The sequence below is a fragment of the Rhodovulum imhoffii genome, from assembly GCF_003046545.1.
Taxonomy (GTDB): Bacteria; Pseudomonadota; Alphaproteobacteria; order Rhodobacterales; family Rhodobacteraceae; genus Rhodovulum; species Rhodovulum imhoffii.
In genome coordinates this window covers 1-18,785 of the sequence record NZ_QAAA01000029.1, presented here as the reverse complement: position 1 = coordinate 18,785, position 18,785 = coordinate 1, and the positions used below count along the sequence as shown (strand labels likewise).

Annotated in this window: 17 protein-coding genes and 2 pseudogenes; 13 read left to right on the top strand and 6 right to left on the bottom strand. The window is 63.7% G+C overall.

Features of this window, described 5'->3' with window-relative positions; genetic code table 11:
• Positions 1 to 120 precede the first annotated feature (120 nt).
• Positions 121 to 312: pseudogene (locus C8N32_RS15395) on the top strand (integrase core domain-containing protein); the annotation flags it as partial.
• 34 nt (positions 313 to 346) lie between these two features.
• On the opposite strand, the pseudogene C8N32_RS14045 reads toward C8N32_RS15395, so the two are convergent.
• Positions 347 to 829 (bottom strand): annotated as a pseudogene (locus C8N32_RS14045) (TrbG/VirB9 family P-type conjugative transfer protein); the annotation flags it as partial.
• Entirely contained in the window at positions 826 to 1,728 is a 903-nt protein-coding gene (trbF, locus tag C8N32_RS14040) for a conjugal transfer protein TrbF (protein ID WP_483407224.1), read from the bottom strand. The pseudogene C8N32_RS14045 and the gene trbF, both read right to left, overlap by 4 nt.
• A 327-nt stretch (positions 1,729 to 2,055) precedes the next feature.
• Here trbF and C8N32_RS14035 point away from each other — a divergent pair, with 327 nt between their 5' ends.
• The 3 genes from C8N32_RS14035 to C8N32_RS14020 all read left to right on the top strand — a co-directional run bounded on the left by C8N32_RS14035 (position 2,056) and on the right by C8N32_RS14020 (position 5,197).
• Positions 2,056 to 2,469 carry an MbcA/ParS/Xre antitoxin family protein gene (locus C8N32_RS14035; RefSeq protein ID WP_107893605.1) on the top strand — a complete coding sequence of 138 codons (414 nt, stop codon included), beginning with the start codon at positions 2,056 to 2,058 and terminating at the stop codon, positions 2,467 to 2,469.
• Positions 2,466 to 3,155, top strand: a complete 690-nt coding sequence (locus tag C8N32_RS14030) for an RES family NAD+ phosphorylase (protein WP_420853786.1) — start codon at positions 2,466 to 2,468, stop codon at positions 3,153 to 3,155. The genes C8N32_RS14035 and C8N32_RS14030 overlap by 4 nt, the downstream gene beginning before the upstream one ends.
• Before the next feature lie 749 nt (positions 3,156 to 3,904).
• On the top strand, positions 3,905 to 5,197 hold the full coding sequence (locus tag C8N32_RS14020; protein WP_107893601.1) for a hypothetical protein: 1,293 nt from the start codon (positions 3,905 to 3,907) through the stop codon (positions 5,195 to 5,197).
• A 32-nt stretch (positions 5,198 to 5,229) separates the two neighbouring features.
• Here C8N32_RS14020 and C8N32_RS14015 read toward each other — a convergent pair whose 3' ends face one another.
• Complete coding sequence (locus C8N32_RS14015; protein ID WP_242509416.1) at positions 5,230 to 5,424, bottom strand: hypothetical protein; 195 nt, start codon at positions 5,422 to 5,424, stop codon at positions 5,230 to 5,232.
• On the opposite strand from C8N32_RS14015, the gene C8N32_RS14885 reads away from it, so the two are divergent.
• The 5 genes from C8N32_RS14885 (at position 5,417) to C8N32_RS13995 (ending at position 13,398) form a co-directional block, all read left to right on the top strand.
• Entirely contained in the window at positions 5,417 to 5,809 is a 393-nt protein-coding gene (locus tag C8N32_RS14885; RefSeq protein ID WP_170106816.1) for a hypothetical protein, read from the top strand. The genes C8N32_RS14015 and C8N32_RS14885 overlap by 8 nt on opposite strands.
• Positions 5,810 to 5,830: 21 nt before the next feature.
• Positions 5,831 to 8,494 (top strand): PriCT-2 domain-containing protein, encoded by a 2,664-nt coding sequence (locus C8N32_RS14010; RefSeq protein WP_201132291.1) that lies wholly within the window; start codon positions 5,831 to 5,833, stop codon positions 8,492 to 8,494.
• A 360-nt stretch (positions 8,495 to 8,854) separates the two neighbouring features.
• Positions 8,855 to 9,361, top strand: coding sequence for a hypothetical protein (locus tag C8N32_RS14005; protein WP_107893598.1), 507 nt, complete (start codon positions 8,855 to 8,857; stop codon positions 9,359 to 9,361).
• Positions 9,351 to 11,159, top strand: a complete 1,809-nt coding sequence (locus tag C8N32_RS14000; RefSeq protein WP_242509417.1) for a phage terminase large subunit family protein — start codon at positions 9,351 to 9,353, stop codon at positions 11,157 to 11,159. Before C8N32_RS14005 ends, C8N32_RS14000 begins: the two co-directional genes overlap by 11 nt.
• A 112-nt stretch (positions 11,160 to 11,271) precedes the next feature.
• Positions 11,272 to 13,398 carry a DNA methyltransferase gene (locus C8N32_RS13995; RefSeq protein ID WP_170106817.1) on the top strand — a complete coding sequence of 709 codons (2,127 nt, stop codon included), beginning with the start codon at positions 11,272 to 11,274 and terminating at the stop codon, positions 13,396 to 13,398.
• A 7-nt stretch (positions 13,399 to 13,405) separates the two neighbouring features.
• On the opposite strand, the gene C8N32_RS13990 is transcribed toward C8N32_RS13995, so the two are convergent.
• The gene (locus C8N32_RS13990) at positions 13,406 to 14,203 is read right to left on the bottom strand and encodes a hypothetical protein (protein ID WP_107893596.1); all 798 of its coding nucleotides are present in this window, start codon (positions 14,201 to 14,203) and stop codon (positions 13,406 to 13,408) included.
• A 172-nt stretch (positions 14,204 to 14,375) separates the two neighbouring features.
• On the opposite strand from C8N32_RS13990, the gene C8N32_RS13985 reads away from it, so the two are divergent.
• The 4 genes from C8N32_RS13985 to C8N32_RS13970 all read left to right on the top strand — a co-directional run bounded on the left by C8N32_RS13985 (position 14,376) and on the right by C8N32_RS13970 (position 16,639).
• A complete protein-coding gene (locus C8N32_RS13985) occupies positions 14,376 to 15,788 on the top strand; it encodes a phage portal protein (RefSeq protein WP_107893595.1) in 1,413 nt (470 codons plus the stop codon).
• Positions 15,789 to 15,871: 83 nt separating this feature from the next.
• Entirely contained in the window at positions 15,872 to 16,210 is a 339-nt protein-coding gene (locus C8N32_RS13980) for a phage major capsid protein (RefSeq protein WP_338110817.1), read from the top strand.
• Entirely contained in the window at positions 16,210 to 16,419 is a 210-nt protein-coding gene (locus C8N32_RS13975; protein WP_093363003.1) for a phage head-tail joining protein, read from the top strand. The genes C8N32_RS13980 and C8N32_RS13975 overlap by 1 nt, the downstream gene beginning before the upstream one ends.
• Before the next feature lies 1 nt (position 16,420).
• Positions 16,421 to 16,639 (top strand): DUF2190 family protein, encoded by a 219-nt coding sequence (locus C8N32_RS13970; protein WP_107893594.1) that lies wholly within the window; start codon positions 16,421 to 16,423, stop codon positions 16,637 to 16,639.
• A 3-nt stretch (positions 16,640 to 16,642) separates the two neighbouring features.
• Here the strand turns inward: C8N32_RS13970 and C8N32_RS13965 are convergent, their stop codons facing one another.
• Positions 16,643 to 17,407, bottom strand: coding sequence for a hypothetical protein (locus tag C8N32_RS13965; protein ID WP_146159726.1), 765 nt, complete (start codon positions 17,405 to 17,407; stop codon positions 16,643 to 16,645).
• Positions 17,408 to 17,415: 8 nt separating this feature from the next.
• Complete coding sequence (locus tag C8N32_RS13960) at positions 17,416 to 18,480, bottom strand: PDDEXK family nuclease (RefSeq protein WP_107893592.1); 1,065 nt, start codon at positions 18,478 to 18,480, stop codon at positions 17,416 to 17,418.
• Between the last annotated feature and the right edge of the window lie 305 nt (positions 18,481 to 18,785).

Genomic DNA, 18,785 nt, shown 5'->3' with positions numbered 1-18,785 from the left:
AGAGGCTGCCTCGGGAAACTACTAAGCCCCGCCCGCCGCCGCCGTTGCATCGACCACGTCAGGCAGAAGTTCTCCGTCTCGGAGCGCTTCGCCTGTGTTCGAATTTCGGGGGGTAGCTCAATCTTCTACTCGCTGGCCGAGGCACGCGTGGTGATCGAGGCGTGGCGGGTCCATTACAACACGGCGCGGCCTCACTCGTCCCTGGGCTATCGGCCACCAGCGCCGGAGGCCGTTCACTGGGCACCGTTTCGAGACCAGGGATCAGCCCCGCCGCAGGCATCTGCCTTGGCACCAAGACCCGTCATGCGCTAAGACTGAAACCGGACCACCCGATAGGGGCAGGCCACCGGGTCGGTTTCACGAGGACGAGGACGCGGGTGTCGCGGCCCGCGCCGCTTTCGGTGTCGCCGATGATCCAGCGCGCGGTATCGCCCGCCGCGATCGGGCCGGTCCCCGCCAGGCGCTCGCCGGGTTCGAGCGCGATGGTCGTGATCTGGCCCGGGGCGGCGTAGACTTGGTAGAGCGCGCCGTCGGACCATGGGTAGATCTGGATCGCGTTGAAATACCCCGCCTGCCGCGGCTCAACGCGGGCAGCCGCATTGGCATTGCCGACCTGTGCGGCGGGTGTGGCGGCCGCCTCGCCGCCCCGGCTCGGGGTCCAGGCGGGCGGGACATGGAGCGGGCGCGGCCGGTCGTCGGGCGCCGTCACGGGCGGTGACGGCAAGGGCGGAACCGCGTCGTCATAGGCGAAGTCGGGCGGACGGTCGCTGGCGCAGCCGGCCACTAGCGTGGTGGCGAGGAGCACGGTGGGCAGGATCGATCGGGTCATTGGCTCATCTCCCGCGACCAGTTGATCGCGTTCACATAGATTCCCAGTGGATTGGCGCGCAGACGGTCCGCCGTGCGCGGCGGGTCGACCACGATGGTCAGGATCGCGGTCCAGCGTTCGGTGCGGGCGAGCTGGCCGTTCTCGTAGTGCCGCTCGGACCAGGCGACTCGGAAACTGTCGGGCGAGGCGCGGATAACACTGGAGACCTCGACCGAGACCTGGTCCTCGCCGACCCGCGTGAAGGGATCGTTGGCGCGGGCATGGTCGTTCAGCGCCAGCGCGCCGCGATCGGTGGTGAATTCATAGGCGCGGAGCCAGTTCTGCCGAACGACGATGGGATCGGCGGGCAGGCCCCGGACCTCCTCGATGAACCGGGCGAGATGCCAGGCGATCTGCGGATCGCTTGGGCGATATCCGGCACTGGCGGCCTCGACGGCGCGCGCCTCGCCGTGGCGGTCGTCCTCGATGATCACGACGCGGTCGGAAGATCCGGCCACCTCGGCCAGAAGCGCATTGGTCAGCGTCGTCTTGCCGGTGGAGGTCCCGCCCGCCACGAGGATATTGGCCCGCGTGGCGACACCCTCGCGCAACAGCGCCGCCTGGGTCTCGGTCATGATCCCGGACGCGACGTAATCGGCGAGCGTGAAGACCGCGACGGCGGGTTTGCGGATCGCGAAACAGGGCGCGGTGACCACGGGCGGCAGGAGCCCTTCGAAGCGTTCCCCGGTCTCGGGCAGTTCGGCCGAAACGCGCGTGCGCGCCGCGTGCACCTCGGCCCCGACGTGATGAGCGACGAGGCGCACGATCCGTTCGCCATCTGCGGGCGACAGCGTGGCGCCGGTATCGGAGAGGCCCTCGGAGAGCCGGTCGATCCAGAGCCGCCCGTCGGGATTGAGCATGACCTCGACGGTCATCGGGTCTTCCAGGAATTCGGCGATGGCGGGCCCGAGCGCCGTGCGCAGCATCCGCGCGCCGCGGGCCATCGCTTCCGGTTTCCGAGCTGCCTCTCCATGCTGTCCCCGTTCCGTAAGTGGCCCCCAACGGGCGGCCCTGGATCGGGTCCATCAAGAAAACCGGAAACGGGCCGCGCTCAACAGCTCTTCAAGGGGCGTAGCGCCATAGCGTGCAAAGACAGGGAAATGGGCGGGAGGCGACCAAACCGGCACCGCACGGCCCATCTTGCCTTTTGGCACATATTATCTATATTGATGCCAAAGGAGATAATCATGCAGTTCGCCACGGTTCAGCCTGTCACCGCCCGCACCGATCTTCCCGCCATCACCGACGAGGAAGCGGCGGCGCTGGCGCGCACAACGGTCAACCTGTTCCGCGCGTGGGAGCTGACAGATGCCGATGCCCGCACCTTGCTGGGCGACATGGCACAGCGCACCTGGGCGCGGTGGAAAACCGGCGATATCGGCCGGATCGACCGCGACCTGCGCGCGCGCATGGCGATCCTGATGGGGATCCACAAGGCGCTGCGCTATCTCTTCACCGACCCTGCCCGGGGCTATGCCTGGATCCGCAAGCCGAACGCCGCCTTCGCGGGCCGAAGCGCTCTGGACGTCATGCTCCGGGGCGAGATCACCGACCTGATCGATCTGCGTGCCTATCTCGATGCCGAACGGGGTGCCTGGTGAATGTGCCTGTTCGGCGCGTGACCTGGCCGCGCACTGTCCGCATCATTCGCTCGATCCACCCGCCGATCGACCTTTTCGAGGACATCGCCGATCCGGCCGATTGGGAAGCACTCGCCTCGGCCGAGGCCAAGTTCAATCCGCGCATCCGCGAGAGCATTGGCGATCTGTCCAAGGTGCCCGTCGCCCGCCGCGTGACCGGCCCCGGCGCAAGCTGGGTCATGGCGCCTTTCGTGCATTGCTCGCCGCTCAGGCCCGGACGGTTCTCGGATGGCAGCTTCGGCCTCTACTACGCCGGGGACCGCACCGAGGTGGCGATCGCCGAGACCGTCCATCACCACGCCCGCTTCATGCGCGCCACGGACGAGGCGCCGGGCTGGACCTCGCAGTTCCGCGAGCTGATCGGGTCGATCGACGCCGATCTCGACGACACCACGGGCCGTGCCGATCTGCTGGATCCGGACGACTACCACGCGTCCCAGGTCTTCGGGACCGAGCGCCGTGCGGCCGGATCGAACGGCCTCACCTGGCCCAGCGTGCGCTTTCCCGAGGGTCAATGCATCGCTGTCTTCTGGCCCGATGTGATCCCGATCCCGACCCAAGGGGCGCATTTCGCGTATCACTGGAACGGCACGGCGGTCGATTACGTCAAGCGGCTGGATGATGGGGAGGTCTTGCGGGTGTCGTGACGTTGGAAACCGAAACCATCTTGGTTGACCTTTGGCAAATAAACGGTCTTCCCGAAACCCAGCGTTGGCTTGACCAAGCGTAGTGCGGAGCGCGCCGCAAGATATCGTGTCCGGTTTCCGAGTTGCAGCTGCCATGCCCTCCCAATTGCGATTGGGGCCAGCAATGGGCCGCCATGGATCGAAACCGAACAGAAGACCGGAAACCAGCCTAGCTGAACATTTCTTCAAGAAACGCAGGGCGTTGGCGCATAAAGACAGATGGAAGCAGCCAAAAAATACATCTACCTTTAACACAACTCAACGTAGCAGATCAGTTCGGCTGAATAGCTTCCATCGCCGCCCGCTGCACCTTTGTGCTTTAGTTCTCGTTGCAATGTCGGTTCTAGGGGTACGGAAATCGCACACCACGAACTATGCTTGACGCGATGGCCGATGTACAGGAGGGCAACGATACATGAGACTTGAACGGTGGCGGGCCACGTCCCGTCCTTCTTCGATGCGTATTGTGCCGCTTCGCTTACGAGAAAATTCTGCAAATCTGGCGGAGTCGTGCTTCTTGCCGAACTCGCAAGCCGGAGATCAGCCACCAGGGCAAGTGGGCATTGGCGTCGCGCATATATCCACACACAAGGCGTTATGCGCATCAAGCAATTTCAACCGCTAGCAGAGGAATTGCTTCCGTTATCGATAAGGCAAATATAACCTCCTGATTTTGAAAACTTTGCTCTGCATGAAAGATAGATGCGGTGATGTCGGACAGCGCGAAAATAGACAAAAATAACGATACTGTTCCTAAACGTATCTTGGCTTGGTCAGAGAACCGCCCGCTATGGCAGCGCGATGTGCTGCGCCGCATCGTCTTGAGCGGCTATCCGGACGAAGAGGCGTTCGAGGAATTATTGGCGCTCTGCAAGAAAGAGCATGGCGATCAGACGGTGACGCTGGCAGCCAAGCCACTCTCGAAGGACCATCTGCCGGTTGATCCTGGTGCTGGCGAGTCAATTTCCCTATCCAGCATCGCAAATGTTGCTGGTGTCAACCAGCTCGCAACCGGACAGACCCTGAACTTCGAGGAGTCGGGCCTGACAATAGTATACGGGCAGAACGGCACCGGAAAATCTGGCTATACGCGGATTCTCAAGAAGGCTTGTCGCTCACGACATGCCGGCGAGATCATGCCTGATGTCTACAGCGCTTCACCGACGCGCACGGCAAAGGCCGATCTGAAAATTACCCGTACCAGCGGCGCAGCGGAAACGGTCGCATGGGAAGATGATGGCGAGCCCGCAGAGATGCTTTCCGCCATCACGGTCTTCGACCGTGATGCGGCTTCGGTACATGTTCAGAAGAAGAACGAGGTTTGGTTTCGCCCCTTCGGCCTTGACATTCCGGATGACCTCGCCGGTGTCTGTCAGGAAATTAAGGCGCGCCTGACAACCGAGAAAGAAACACTGGAGCAAAAGCGCAACTCTGTTTTCGACAATCCGATCTGGTCAAGCCGCTCTGCGCTCGGCAAAGCCCTGTCTTCGCTTCGTCATGATACCGATGTCGCCGCCGTGACGCCCAAGACAGCCTTTTCGAATGCGGACGAAGCGCGCCTGGTCAAGCTTCAATCCGATCTCGCTAAAGACCCCGCCGTGGCGGCACAAGCCCAACGCAACTACGCGGCCCAGCTCGATCAATTGGAAACCTATTTGAAGCGGATCGAGCAGACGCTGAATGACGAGGCCCTTCAGGCGCTACATGCGACGAAAAAGGGTGCTGACGACATGCGCATGGCCGCCAACACGGCAGCGCATGATGCTTTTTCCGGATTGGCGCTTGAGGGCGTTGGTGAAACCGTCTGGCGGACTCTCTGGGAATCCGCCAGATCATATTCGCAAGTGGCGAAGGAAGCTGGTACGGCGTTTCCACCATCGGCTGGAGATATCTGCGTTCTGTGCCATCAGGAGATCGACGAGCTCACCGCCGCGCGGATGCTTGGCTTCGAGGACTTCATCAAGAAGGACACCGAAGCCTCGATGCGGCGTGACGACAAGTAGCCAAGGTCAGCTCTGGGCCACTCACGCTTAACCTACCGGCGGAATGGAATGACGTTTTCGTCACCCCTGACAAAGGCGACCGGGCCCTCCTTCTGGATGGTCGCCAGTGCTTCCTCGAATGCAGCCCTGTCGTCGTCGAACAGATCGTCCCAAACAATGGACGTGCCGTCCTCGGTTACCACTTCAAGCGACCAGCCTTCGCCGCCTTCCAGCTTGTAGATGTCCACCTTGAACGGAACGTTGTCGACAACGACCCGTTGTGAAGCACTCGAGATGACCAGATTGGGTTCGGGTTCCATTGGCAGACCTCGCCTTGTTTTTGTTGCATCCTATGGCAACGCAATCCGTCATTGTCGAGCCGAGCTGCTGGACCTGGTCGAGAAGGCGATCACCGACACCGTACATCATGCACAGGCCCGGAAGTGCCTGGTCGAGCTCGACCGCCTGCGGACCGAACTGGAAATCCATCTCCACGGGATGGTGCCGCCACGGCACGATCCGCGGCACCTGAGGACGTCGGTCTATTCCGGTCAGAGCACCTTTTCCTGGAAGCGTCTTGCCCGGGAGGACCGTGCGCGCGACGCCTTCGCGAGCTGGGACGTGGGGTACTGAGCCATGGAGGACGCCATCCGCATGACCGACGACGAGGCTGGCGCCGATCCGGTGGCGGATGCGTCCACCGTGGCGCATCCCTCCAGCGCGCCTGAAGATCCGACCGCACTGCGCCTGCAACTCCATCGCCACGGCTATCGCCCGATCCCGGTTCTGGGCGCGCATGTCGCCATGAAGGGTGCGGGCAAACGGCCGATGATGAAGGGCTGGGAGACCGTCTGCGCCAGCGCCGACGAAGCCGAGATCGCGCGCTGGACGAAGGCACAGCGCAACTGCACCAACACCGGGCTGCTCTGCGGCGCGCTGATCGGCGTCGACATCGACGTTCTCGATCCGGATCATGCACAACGACTGCAGGAGATAGCTCGCGACATCCTCGGCCCCACACCGCTCCTGCGCATCGGCAAGGCCCCGAAATGCCTGCTCGCCTTCCGCACGGAGGCGGCGTTCGACAAGGTGCAGACACCGGAATTCCAGATGCTCGACGGTACGGTAGCGCGGATCGAGATCCTAGCGACTGGCCAGCAGTTCGTGGGGTTTGGCATCCACCCGGACACCCGCGCACCTTATGTCTGGCCAGAGGCTTCTCCCCTTGACGTACCGATATCGGACCTGCCCCTGCTCGACCAGGATCGCGCGCGGCGCTTTGTCGATGCCGCCGACCGCTATCTGCGCGCGGCGGGCGGCCAGACCGCCGCCGATCGCCGGGACATCGACCGCGAGGGGCGCAAGGTCGCGGGGCTCAAGCGGAACCAGGCCCCATCGCGCCAGCTGGTCGAGGACGCGTTCGCCTGCATCCCGAACAACGACCTTCCCTATGACGAGTGGATCAAGGTCGGCCTCGCCCTTTACGCCGCGCTCGGTCCCGATGGCCGCGACCTGTGGGAGACATGGTCGGCCGAGGCCGCCAAGAACGATCCCGCCCTCACCGCTGAAAAATGGGACAGCTTCGCCAGCGTGCGCAGCGTCACCGCCGGCACGCTGTTCTGGCTCGCGCGGCAGAACGGCTGGCGGGCCGCGAAGCCGCAAGGCGTTCGCGCTGGCGAGCGGGTCAAGCACGACGGCGCGCGTGACACCGAGGAGTTGCCGACGCACGACGATGCCGGGCGGCCGATCATCTATCTCTTCGCAGGACAGATGCCCACGATCATCGACATGGCCGAGGGTGCGCTGCTGCACGCAGAGCTGGGTTACTATCAGCGCGGCAGCATGGTGGTGCGCCCCGCCATGGTTCCGGTCGCCATCGCGGACGGGCGCAAGATCGACGCGCCGCGCCTGGTAGACGTCAAGGCGCATCACATGGCCGAGGCCTTTACCCGCGTCGTTTCCTTCAAGCGGTTCGACAAGCGCGCCGAGGAATGGGTGAATTCCGATTGCCCCCATCGGATCGCGGAGACCTTTCTAGCGCGCGAGGGCCAGTGGCGGCTTCCCGTGCTGACCGGCATCATCAACTGCCCGACGCTTCGCCCTGACGGATCGATTCTCGATCTGCCCGGCTATGATGCGCAGACCGGGCTGCTGTTCGATCCGCAGGACGTCCAGTTCCCCGTCCTGCCGCGCGATCCCGACCAGGCGACCGCACTGCGCGCGCTCGGCTTCCTCAAGGACCTGATCTCGACCTTCCCATTCGTCACAGACGCGGACCGGTCGGTCGCGCTCTCCGGGATCCTCACCGCGCTAATCCGCCGGTCGCTGCCGACCGCACCGCTGCACGGCTTCAACGCGCCGACGGCGGGGACGGGCAAATCCATGCTGGTCGACCTGGCGAGCCAGATCGCCACCTCCCGCCCCGCGCCGGTGATCGCGCAGGGCAAATCCGAGGAGGAGATGGAGAAGCGGTTGGGCGCGGCGCTGATTGCAGGGGACGTGCTGATCGCCATCGACAACTGCGAGGAACCGCTGGGCGGCGAGCTCCTGTGCCAGACCCTCACGCAGACCAGCCTCAAAGTCCGCATCCTCGGCAAGTCCGTCAACGCCGAGGTGCCGAGCAACGCCGCCGTTTTCGCCACCGGCAACAACCTGACCCTTGAGGGCGACATGACGCGCCGCGCCATCCGGGCGACGCTGGATGCGGGCGTCGAGCGGCCCGAGCTGCGCGCCTTCGACCGAGATCCCCTCGCCATGGTGACGGCGCAGCGCGGCGACTACGTCACGGCCGGGCTGACGGTGCTGCGTGCCTTCCACATCGCGGGTCGGCCCCAGATGCGGGCGCCGCTCGGCTCCTTCACCGACTGGTCGCGCTGGGTGCGCGACGCGCTGATCTGGCTCGGCGAGGCCGATCCCTGCATCACGATGGAGGGCATGCGCGGGACCGACCCGAAGCTGGAAGCCCTGACCACCGTGCTGGAGCAATGGCGTGAGGTGATCGGCATGGACCGGGTCAGCGTCCGCGAGATCATCGAACGCGCCACGGAGCAGCGCCCACAACTCTACGGCCGGTCGGAGTTCATCCATCCTGAGTTCCGCGAGGCCCTGCTGCGCGTGGCGGGCGAAGGCGGCGCGATCAACGGCGGGCGGCTCAGCAAGTGGATCGGCGGGCAGCAGAACCGCATCGTGAACGGGCTGCGCCTGGTCTCGGCAGGTGTGTCGGCTGGGCGCGCGCGATGGCAGCTGGAGGCCGCGGAGAACGGGGCCGCGCCGATCAACGACGGTTCTGAAGTTCTCCGGAGCCATGCCGATGCGTGACGCTCATTCCCGATCCGTCTGGTGGGTTTGGTGGGTTTGGTGGACTTGTGCCGGCCCAAATCTGTGTTTGTCGCCCGAAGTGTCAGCGACGTGGAAAGTCGCGACACGTGACGCCATGCATCATGCCACCACGCATTACATGACAGTTTACAGGGGCGGGCCGGATCACCCCACCAATCTCCACCATCCCCACCAGACAGATCGTCAACCTGAGGGACGGCCCGGCACGGCCCGCGACAACTTCAGAACCGTCGTTAGCGGCTGGGAAGTCCGGATCGCGCGCCACCGGACGGTTCCTCCCGGGCCGATCCGTATGTGGGGACGCGCAGCGCATGACCCCGCCAGCGTCAGGGGGTGGAAATGACTAAACTCGACAGCCACGAGACCAAGACCGCCTTCGCCGCCCGGGTCGGGCTGACCAAGGGGCGCATTTCGCAGCTGGTGGCCGAGGGGCTGCCGGTGCGCGCGGACGGGCGGATCGACGTGGCGGTGGGGCTTGCCTGGATCGAGGACAACCTCGACCCGGCGCGTCGCAACAAGGGCGGCGCCGTCCCAACCCGCGCCACGACCACGCTGGCCGAGGCCAAGCGGTTGCATGAGATCGTGAAGGTCCAGCGCGCCAAGCTGGCGTTCGAGCGCGAACAGGGCCAGCTGGTCGAGACCGCCGCAGCCACCAGGACCGTGTTCGCGCGCGCCCGTGCCGAGCGCGACGCACACATGGCGTGGGTCCAGCGCACGGCGCCCCTGCTGGCTGCAGAGCTCGGGGCCGATCCCCGCGCCACCTTCGCCGCCCTCGACCGGATGATGCGCGAGCATCTCGAACATCTGGCCGACCTGCCGCTCGGGAGCCTCAGTGATGGTGCCTGACATCGACCTCGCGTGGCGACGTGGTATCCGCCCGGAACCGCCGATCCCGGTGTCGGACTGGGCAGACCGGCATCGTATCCTGCCGCCGACCTCGGCCGAGCCGGGCCGCTGGCGCACGGACCGCACGCCCTATCTGCGCGCGGTGATGGACGCGCTGTCCACGGCCAGCCCCTGGGAGCGCGTCGTGCTTATGAAGGGCGCGCAGACCGGCGGCTCGGAGGCGGGGCTCAACTGGCTCGGCTACATCATCCAGAACGCGCCCGGCATCGCGATGCTGGTCATGCCGTCGCTCGACATGGTGCGCCGGAACACGACCGTGCGGATCGACCCGCTGATCGAGGCGACGCCCGCCCTTCGCGAACTGGTCGCCGCGCCCCGTTCCCGCGACGCCGGCAACAGCCTGTTCCGCAAGTCCTTCCCCGGCGGCCAGCTGGTGATGACCGGGGCGAACAGCGCGGTGGGGCTGCGCTCCACGCCCGTCCGCTACCTGTTCATGGACGAGGTGGACGGCTATCCCGGCGACGCCGATGGCGAGGGCGACCCGGTCGATCTGGCGATCCAGCGCACCGCGACCTTCCGCGGCCGGCGCAAGATCTACATGGTCTCCACGCCCACCCTGAAGGGCCATTACCGCATAGAGGCCGCGTTCGAGCACAGCGACCGGCGCTTCTACCACGTCCCCTGCCTGCATTGCGGCGACATGGCCCCGATCACCTGGGCGCGCATCCGCTGGCCCGAGGGGCGCCGCGACCAGGCGCATCTGGTCTGCGAGGCCTGCGGCGGCATCCACCACGAGCACGAGAAACCCCGCCTGCTGGCCGCGGGCGAATGGCGTCCGACCGCCGAGGGCGATGGCCGCACCGCGGGTTTCCACCTCTCCGCGCTCTATTCCCCGTGGGAAACATGGGCCGAGATCGCCGCCGAGCACGGCCGCGTCCGCAAGGATCCCGCGCGCCTGCAGGTCTGGGTGAACACCAAGCTGGGCGAGGCCTGGGAGGACCAGGCGGGCGACACCGTCCCGGCCGACCCGCTCATGGCCCGGCGCGAGGACTGGGGCGACGCGCTGCCCGCCTCCGTCGCCGTGCTGACCGCGGGCGTCGACGTGCAGGGCGACCGGATCGAGGTGCAGATCCTCGGCTGGGGCCGCGACGAGGAGGCCTGGGTCATCGACTACCGCGTGCTCTGGGGCGACCCGTCCGGGCCGCGCCTGTGGTCCGATCTCGACATGGTGCTGCAGGCGACCTTCCCGCACCCCGCCGGGCTCGACCTGCCGGTGCGCGCCGCCGCCATCGACACCGGCGGTCACCACACCAAGATGGCCTACGAGTTCTGCCGCACCCGCCTCGCCCGCCGCATCTGGGCGATCAAGGGCCGCGGCGGGCCCGGCATCCCCGTCTGGCCCCGCCGCCCGACGCGGACGAACAAGGGCAAGATCCCGCTCTTCATCGTCGGCGTGGATGCGGTGAAGGACGCGGTCTACGCCCGCCTGCGGCTGACCGAGCCCGGCCCCGGCGCAATCCATTTCCCGCGCCGCCTCGACGCCGACTACTTCCGCCAGCTGACCGCCGAGCGCGTCGTCACCCGCTTCGAGCGCGGCCGCCCAATCCGCTCCTGGCAGCCCAAGCGCGACGGCGAGCGCAACGAGGCCCTCGACACCTTCGTCTACGCCCACGCCGCCCTACACGGACTGATCAGCATGGGGCTCAGGCTGAACGAAGAGGTGGAGGGGGTGGGTCCTGCGCAGACGCGAACGGATGCGGCGGCTGCGGGAGTGATCCGGTCGGCGTGGATGCGCTAGAAATGAACCTGGCCGCGGCACGAGAACCATACATCGCCCTTCACATTGCACCCCAGATAGTGTTGTTTCTAGGCAGCCAAACCAAAAATATAGACACTCCATGAACCGCCACATGAACACGCCCGCCGATAACGTTGAAGTGCCGAATCCCTTTCGGCAGGTGCGCGAGCGTTTGAACTTGACTGAAAAGGAGTTGGCGGAACGCCTGGGGACTTCCTTCTACGCCGTTGTTCGATGGGAGCGCGGAGACTCAGCCCCGCCTGAAGATATCATCGACGCCCTCGACAACTTGATTGCGGCGAAGGGCACAGCAAAATCGCTGCGAGAAGCACCTCGGTCACCTCAAGTGAAGTTCGCGTCAACTGGCGCACGGAAAAAGACTGCGCCGTTGCCGCTCTTTGATGAGGAGAAAACAAAGTTTCTTGACGAAGCAAGAAACGACGTCCTTGCAGATGTATTCGATGGCGTGTTCTGGGGTGATGGGGAGATTGCATTGAGCAGCTTGCTAGCTGCACATGAAGACCCAGCGGAAACGACCGACTCGGCTGTTGAGAAGGAAATCTCTGCAGGGAAGAACACCTATACCTATGATGCGCACACCTACCACACGAAGGTTCCACCGCAGGGCATCGCAAGCGTGATTTCGAGCTACCTGCCATCAGGCGGCTTGGTCTTGGATCCATTCGCTGGCAGCGGCATGACTGGGGTGGCCGCAAGATATGTTGGGTGCGATGTAATCCTGAACGAGCTCTCCCCCGCTGCCTCATTCATTTCCTATAATTTCTGCAGGACTATGGATGTCGGCAGTTTTCACACCGCCATTGCCACGATTCTGGACCGGCTCGCACCGCTTCGGCGAACACTGTATCAAACGCAGTGTCGCGAATGCGGCATAGATGTCGAAGCGCAGTTCTTTGTCTGGTCATACATACTTGAGTGCAACCACTGCCACGAAGACTTCGTCCTATGGGACCATTGCCGAAAATACGGAAAGACGGTTCGCGAGCACAAACTTCTGAAGAAGTTCCCATGCCCGCATTGCGGCGAAGAAGTCAACAAATCCTATCTGAAACGAAAGCAGCAAGTACCGGTGTTTCTCGGCTACAAATGCTGCTCAAAGAAGATCGTTGAGCATCCCCTCAATGAAGAGGATCTGGGACGTATAAATCAAATCCAGTCGATTCTGACTGAATGGGAAGGCACATATCCGAACCTCCCACTTCCGGACGGCGTAAATCTAGGCCAACCAAAGCGACATGGACTAGACAGCATAGACAAATTCTACACGGCTCGAAATCTCATCGCAAACGCCGCCATCTGGAAAGAAATTCGGAAGATAGAGGACTCCGATACCGCGATGGCTGCCGCCTTCGCTTTCACGTCTCTCTACCAGAGAGTGACGAGAATGTCAGAATATCGTTTTTGGGGTGGAAGCGGAAATACCGCCAACTTCAATGTGCCCCAGATCTCAAACGAGGCGAATGTCTTTATTACCTTTGAGCGAAAGGCAAAAAGCATCTCTGACCACTTTGTGACGACAGCAAGTGCGTATTCTGGAAAACCCAGTGTTGTAACCGGCTCCGCAACGGACATGTCATTTCTTCCAGATAACAGCGTTGACCTGATCTTCACAGATCCGCCTTTCGGAGCAAACATAAATTATAGCGAGATGAACATTCTTTGGGAAAGCTGGCTTGGAAAGTTCACCAATGCGGCACACGAAGCGATCGTAAATAAGAGCCAGAAAAAGGACATCGACGACTATCGCGAACTCATGCGAAAGGCGCTTAGTGAAGCATACCGCGTGCTGCGAGACGGTCACTGGATGATCCTCGTCTTCATGAACTCGTCTGAAAAGGTGTGGGATGCTTTGCGAGCCGCAGTGGTCGATGCCGGATTCGCGATTGAAAAAGTCAGCGTATTCGACAAGCAGCATGGCACTTTTAAGCAGTTCGTGAGTGAGAATACCGCTGGCTCAGACCTCATGCTTCACTGCAGAAAGAGCAACGCTCCAACGCGCGTGCAAACCGCCTCACGCGAGCCACTTGATGTCGGGACCTTCATCCAGGGCCACAACAGTGGAAACATACCGGTGCTTCCGTTCCTACACGTCAAACGCGATGCCGAGATCGATTATCGCCTATTGTATAGCCGATACTTGGCTGATGCGATAAAAGCCGAACAGGGCGTTGTCAGCTTTTCGAGCTTTCGAGAGCAAGCCGCGGAAATTCTGGGCTAAGCAAAGATCACTCGCGCCCTTTCCTCCAGTTCTCCAGAAGCTGCGCGATTACGTCCTCGGAGCTTGTATCGGGGAACAATTTTTCAATGGCGTCTGCATCCTCGCGCCGTACGAAAAGTGGAAGGACATCAGCCTTCTCTGGGCGGAAGATATGTGCCCCGTTGGCTACGTCCGGAACATCGAAATATGGCTGAAGCTTCGCGCCATTTCGCGGCAGCGTACAGGAGAATCTTTTCTTGCCAGTTGCCTTCTCAAATATGTGAAGATTTCGCGTTGCCTTACCGCGATGATTTCCATCATGCCATCGTGCTTGAAAATCTTCGACACGTGGCTTCTCCAGGCGCTCCTCGAAGTACAGAAACTCGCTATGATCAGGGGCCCAAAGCAGTATTCCCCACCGAACATCCACACTCCCCGTCTTCGAGGTGGCGCGCACTCGATCCTCGAACTCTGAGATTGCCGCGCCCCATTGGTTAAAGACCTTGGCCATAGCGTCTTCGGCGGGTTCATTCTCGCTGAAGTCAATCGTGCGGGTGGCGGCAGGGTGCATTAAGGACTTCCCCATGCAGCCTGAAGGATCAGCCTTCGAAAGGAGTTTGAACTCCACCCCGACCCCGTCGTGGAGATAGTCCCTGAACGGAAGGTTGCTCCAGCCCATCTCGGGTACGCCCTTAACCCGGCAGTAGAGGCTCGTCCAATCGCCTTCTTCCAGTTTTCGACCCTGGAGCGACCTAACTAGCTTGTTGACCTCGGCGGTCGCCATAAGAACTTCGTCTGCGTCAAATGCCTGAATGTACTCTGCCATGATTCCTCGGCGCACGTTTTGTTCCCGAGCTTCGCTAGCAATTTCCTTTCGCCGCGTATAGAGCGCCTCTGTCGGTGAACGGCCTGGTTATGGGCCCGGCAGGTTTGTTGCCGCCTCTCTTCCCAAACATTCCCAATAGCTTGAGGGTCCGTTTCGGGCGATTCTGCCGCCCATGCGGACCTTGCTCCATCGCCTTCTCGGCCTCGCTCGGGCTCGCGGCTTCGACGCTGCGGGTGGCGGGCGGCGTTGGGAGGGAGCGCGGACGGTCGATGGGCTGAACGCGGCGATCCTGGCGGGCGCAACCACGGCGGCGCGGCGGGCTGGTTGGTATGCGCGGAACAACCCGTGGGTCGCGGCGGCGGTGGACAGCCTGGTCGGCAATGTGGTCGGCGCCGGGATCAAGCCGCAATCCACCCATCCCGACCGGGCGGTTCGCGAGGGGCTGCAATCGCTCTGGCTGCGCTGGACGGATCATGCCGCACCGGACGGGCTCGCGGATTTCTACGGGCTGCAGGCTATGGCTGTGCGCGCGATGGTCGAGAGCGGAGAGGGCTTCGCCCGGCTGCGGGTGGCGAGCGACGCGGCCAGCATCCCCCTCCACCTCGAGCTTCTGGATCGCGAGCAGGTTCCCATGGACCTGCACCGCGAGATCGGCGGCGGGGCGCGGATCCGCGCGGGCATCGAGTTCGATGCCGCTGGTCGCCGGGTCGCCTATCGGGTCTTGTCCTCCCGCCCGGGCGATCCGCTGGGGTCTCTCCGCATGGACCCGCTCCGAGTCCCCGCCGCCGATTGCCTGCACCTGTTCAAGCCGCTCGCCGCGGGCCAGCTGCGCGGGATCACCTGGCTCGCGCCGGTGCTGCTGCGGCTGCACGAGCTCGACCAGTTCGAGGACGCCGCGCTGGTGAAGGCCAAGGTCGCGGCGCTGTTCACCGGCTTCATCACCGATCCCGACGGCACGGCGGGTGGGCTCTCGGGCACCAATACCGGCGGCGCGCTGACCGTGGGCATGGAGCCGGGCAGCCTGATTCCGCTGCCGCCCGGCACGGACATCCGGTTCTCGAACCCGACCGAGCACGACGCCTACGCGCCCTTCGTGAAGAACCATCTCCGCGCCGTCGCGGCGGGGCTGGGCCTGCCCTACGAGCTGGTTTCGGGAGACCTGGAAGGCGTCACCTATTCCTCGATCCGTGCCGGGCTCATCGAGTTCCGCCGCCGCGTTGAGCAGCTGCAGCACAACGTGGTGGTGCATCTCTTCTGCCGCCCGGTCTGGGAGCGGTTCGTACGGCTCGCGGTGCTGACCGGCGAGCTGCCCGCGCGGGACTTCGACCGGAACCCGGACGCCTACCTCGGGTGCGAATGGCTGCCGCCGAAGTTCGACTACGTCGATCCGATGAAGGACGTGCAGGCCGAGATCATGGCGATCGGCGCAGGGCTCAAAAGCCGGTCCCAGGCGATCTCGGAGCGCGGCTACGACGCCGAACAGTTGGATGCCGAGATCGCCGCCGACCGGGAGCGCGCGGAGGGGCTAGGTTTGACCTTCGGGCAGACAGCCACGCCGCAGGAGAGGGAGGCGGCCAATGGCTGACACGACGGAACTGCTCACCCGCCGCGCAAAGCTGGCGCCCGCCACCGCCGACGCCGAAGGGCATCGAGGACCGCACGATCCGCGTGACCCCTCGCAACCTGCTGGTCCCGCCCGCGCTGGAGACCACCGCCGAGAAGTGGTTGGCGAGCATCGCGCCCGCGACCGCCGCAGACGTGAACCCGTTCTCGGGCTCGCTGTCGCTGGTGGTCGAACCGCGCCTGTCGAGCGCGACGCGCTGGTATGTCACCGCCGACCCCGGCGAGATCGACGGTCTGGAGTTCGCCTACCTCTCGGGCGCGGAAGGCCCGCAGGTCGAGAGCCGCTCGGGCTGGGATGTGGACGGCGTCGATATCCGGGTGATCCTCGATTTCGGCGCCGGGTTCATCGACCACCGCGGCTGGTTCATGAACGCAGGCGCGTGATGGCCGACCTCGCCCAGCTCACCGCCTGGCGGGACGCCCTGATGGCCGCGCGCTACCGGGGCGTCCGCACCGTCGAATACGACGGCAAGCGCGTCACCTATGCGAGCGACGGCGAGATGGCCGCCGCGCTCGCGGACCTCAACCGACAGATCGCAGGGGCGACCGAGCGCATCTCGGTCGTCCGCATCCAATCCTCGAAAGGGCTCTGAGATGAAGAACTACCTCCAGAACGGCCACATCGTCCGGGTCACGACGCCCGCGGGCGGCATCGCGTCGGGCGGCGCGCGCGTGTCGTGGGACAACACGACGAAGGAAGTGACCACTCCGGCCGCGGGGCGCTTCCCCATCGGCGTCGCGGTCGAGGCGGCCGGGAACGGCGCAACCAGCGTCGCGGTGCGTCTGGATGGGATCGCGACGGCGGCGGCGTAGTGGTCAGTAGATGGTGTTCTCCTGCGTCCACGCGTCACCGTCGAAAGAAGCGAAGATTGCTGCATCGAGGACGCAGGGGAAGACATCGCTCGCGGCGCACAGTGCCTGAATGCCATCGAGCACGAACTCATAGTATCCGGCGTCTGCCAGCGCGGTCGCTGTCAAAGTAACAGGGAAACCAAAGTCGTTCAGCCACTTCGTTATGCGGCTATCGATGGGTATTTCGTATCTGGTCAATCCCAGCGACTGAAGCAGGTTTCTCGACTGCTTCGGCCCAAAGCCGTGCAGCAGCTTCTGGAGATAGCGGGCGAGCTCGCGTTCCTGTCGGGCTTCCGAACGGAGCGCGAGAGCATTCACCTTTTTCAGCGTGGTGGCCCAACCTTGGTCAGCGTTCAGCTTGTCGAGATTCCTGGACAAGTCTTCGGCAATCTTGTCGGAGAAGCGGATACCACCATGAGCGCGGAGAGTTGACGAGATCAGATCACGCCTCGCCTCTCCGTCAGTTTCACGGTCAAAACCATCATATTCGAGGGGGAACGGGGTCGTGCGCAGGAATTTTGCCACGGCGCTATTCGGACCAGATCGTTGAACAGACGTCATGCGCATGCCGACCATCTGCTTCCAGAACTCGGCGCGATCAACGGCTGGCTTCGCTGAGGCGAGGTTTCTCTCCACCCGCATTCGGACAAAGGGGTTAGCGGCATGGGAAGCGACAAACGTCTTCACATGATCGATGTCGGTCTGATCAACCTGCCATTGGAACTGCATGACCACCTCTATTCGGAGGGCGTGAACGCGATGCCCTTATCCGGGAAGGCGTCACGCAGCTCGATCATGGCCTGCTCCCAAGCGGTGCCGCCCCACTGGCTGGAGAACGCATAGGTGCGCCCGCCGAAGTGGAGAAGTTCGTCATCGTCGGCAAAGAAGCGTTTCGGGTCGAAGTTCCGCCCCTCCCTGGCGCGGGTTTCCTTTGCCAAGCGATTGAAGTCTTCTCCCGTCACCTCGCCCTCCACGGAGACGAGGGCCCGATTGGCCCGCGGACCACAATGCTTGGCGACCTCTTCCGGTGCGATGCCGCTCTCCACGAGGTGGCGGAACACCTGATAGATCGCGTGTCGCTTCCGCAGCGCCGTCAGTTGGCGCTCGCCGAGGGTGACGTCGTAACTGGTCCAGTCTCGCGTGTCCGTTCGCGCCTCGCGCTCCTTGCGCTTCTTTTCTGTGACCCGAACCTGGTATTCCGCGACCTCCGGAAGCGGGATGATCTGCTGGACATCAACGAGGACACGACCATCGAGGCCGTAGGGTTGGAGGCGCACGCAGCGGATGTCGATGCCGCGCTCGATCAGCCAGAGAACGGATGTCGTCAGCTCTCGGCTGAACTCGGCCGAGGCCAGGACGATCCTGACGTCCTGCGCGAAGGCATCCTCGTCGGGCTCGTCCCACCCGAGGAAGTCGAGCAGCTCGGCCCGCGCATCCGTGTCGGCCTTGCCGATCTGCGTGAGATAGCGAGCGAACACATCGGCGGCCTGGTCGAAGGTCATGGTGGAGACCATCGACGCGTAGCGGATGGCCTGCAGCTCCATGTGGCCGCCGTCCTCGGTCCGCTTCAGTTCGATCACCACGAGGTTGGCATCGCGGTCGATGCCGAGGAGATCGATGCGCCGGCGCGACTCGTCCCAGTCCCCGAACTCCTCCGCGATCACCAGCGTGTCGGGTGCGACCACGGCGATGTTCGCCCGCAGCAGCCGCTGCAGATCGCGCCGCTCCTGCAGCTGCATCAAACCGAACGTGGTCTTGCTGAGGGGACGGATTTCTTCGCTGGCAAACTCGTAGATCGGCATGGGCAATAGGGACCTTTCGGGAATTGCTCCTATCCAAGCGCAGCGGCACGTCGCGGGCAAGCGTCATCGGACGCGAACACGCCGCGAACATCGGCCCCATCCCGTGTCGCATCCGTGTTGCACGGAGGAATCGGGGATGTTCGTAAGCCTTTGGAATCTTTGGGGAGTGTTCGGGATGGGTTTGCGACACGACGCAACACGCAAAAGCCGCCCGGAGGGCGGCGCTTAAGCGTTTGATAACGCGAAGGAATTTGGTTGCGGGGGCAGGATTTGAACCTGCGACCTTCAGGTTATGAGCCTGACGA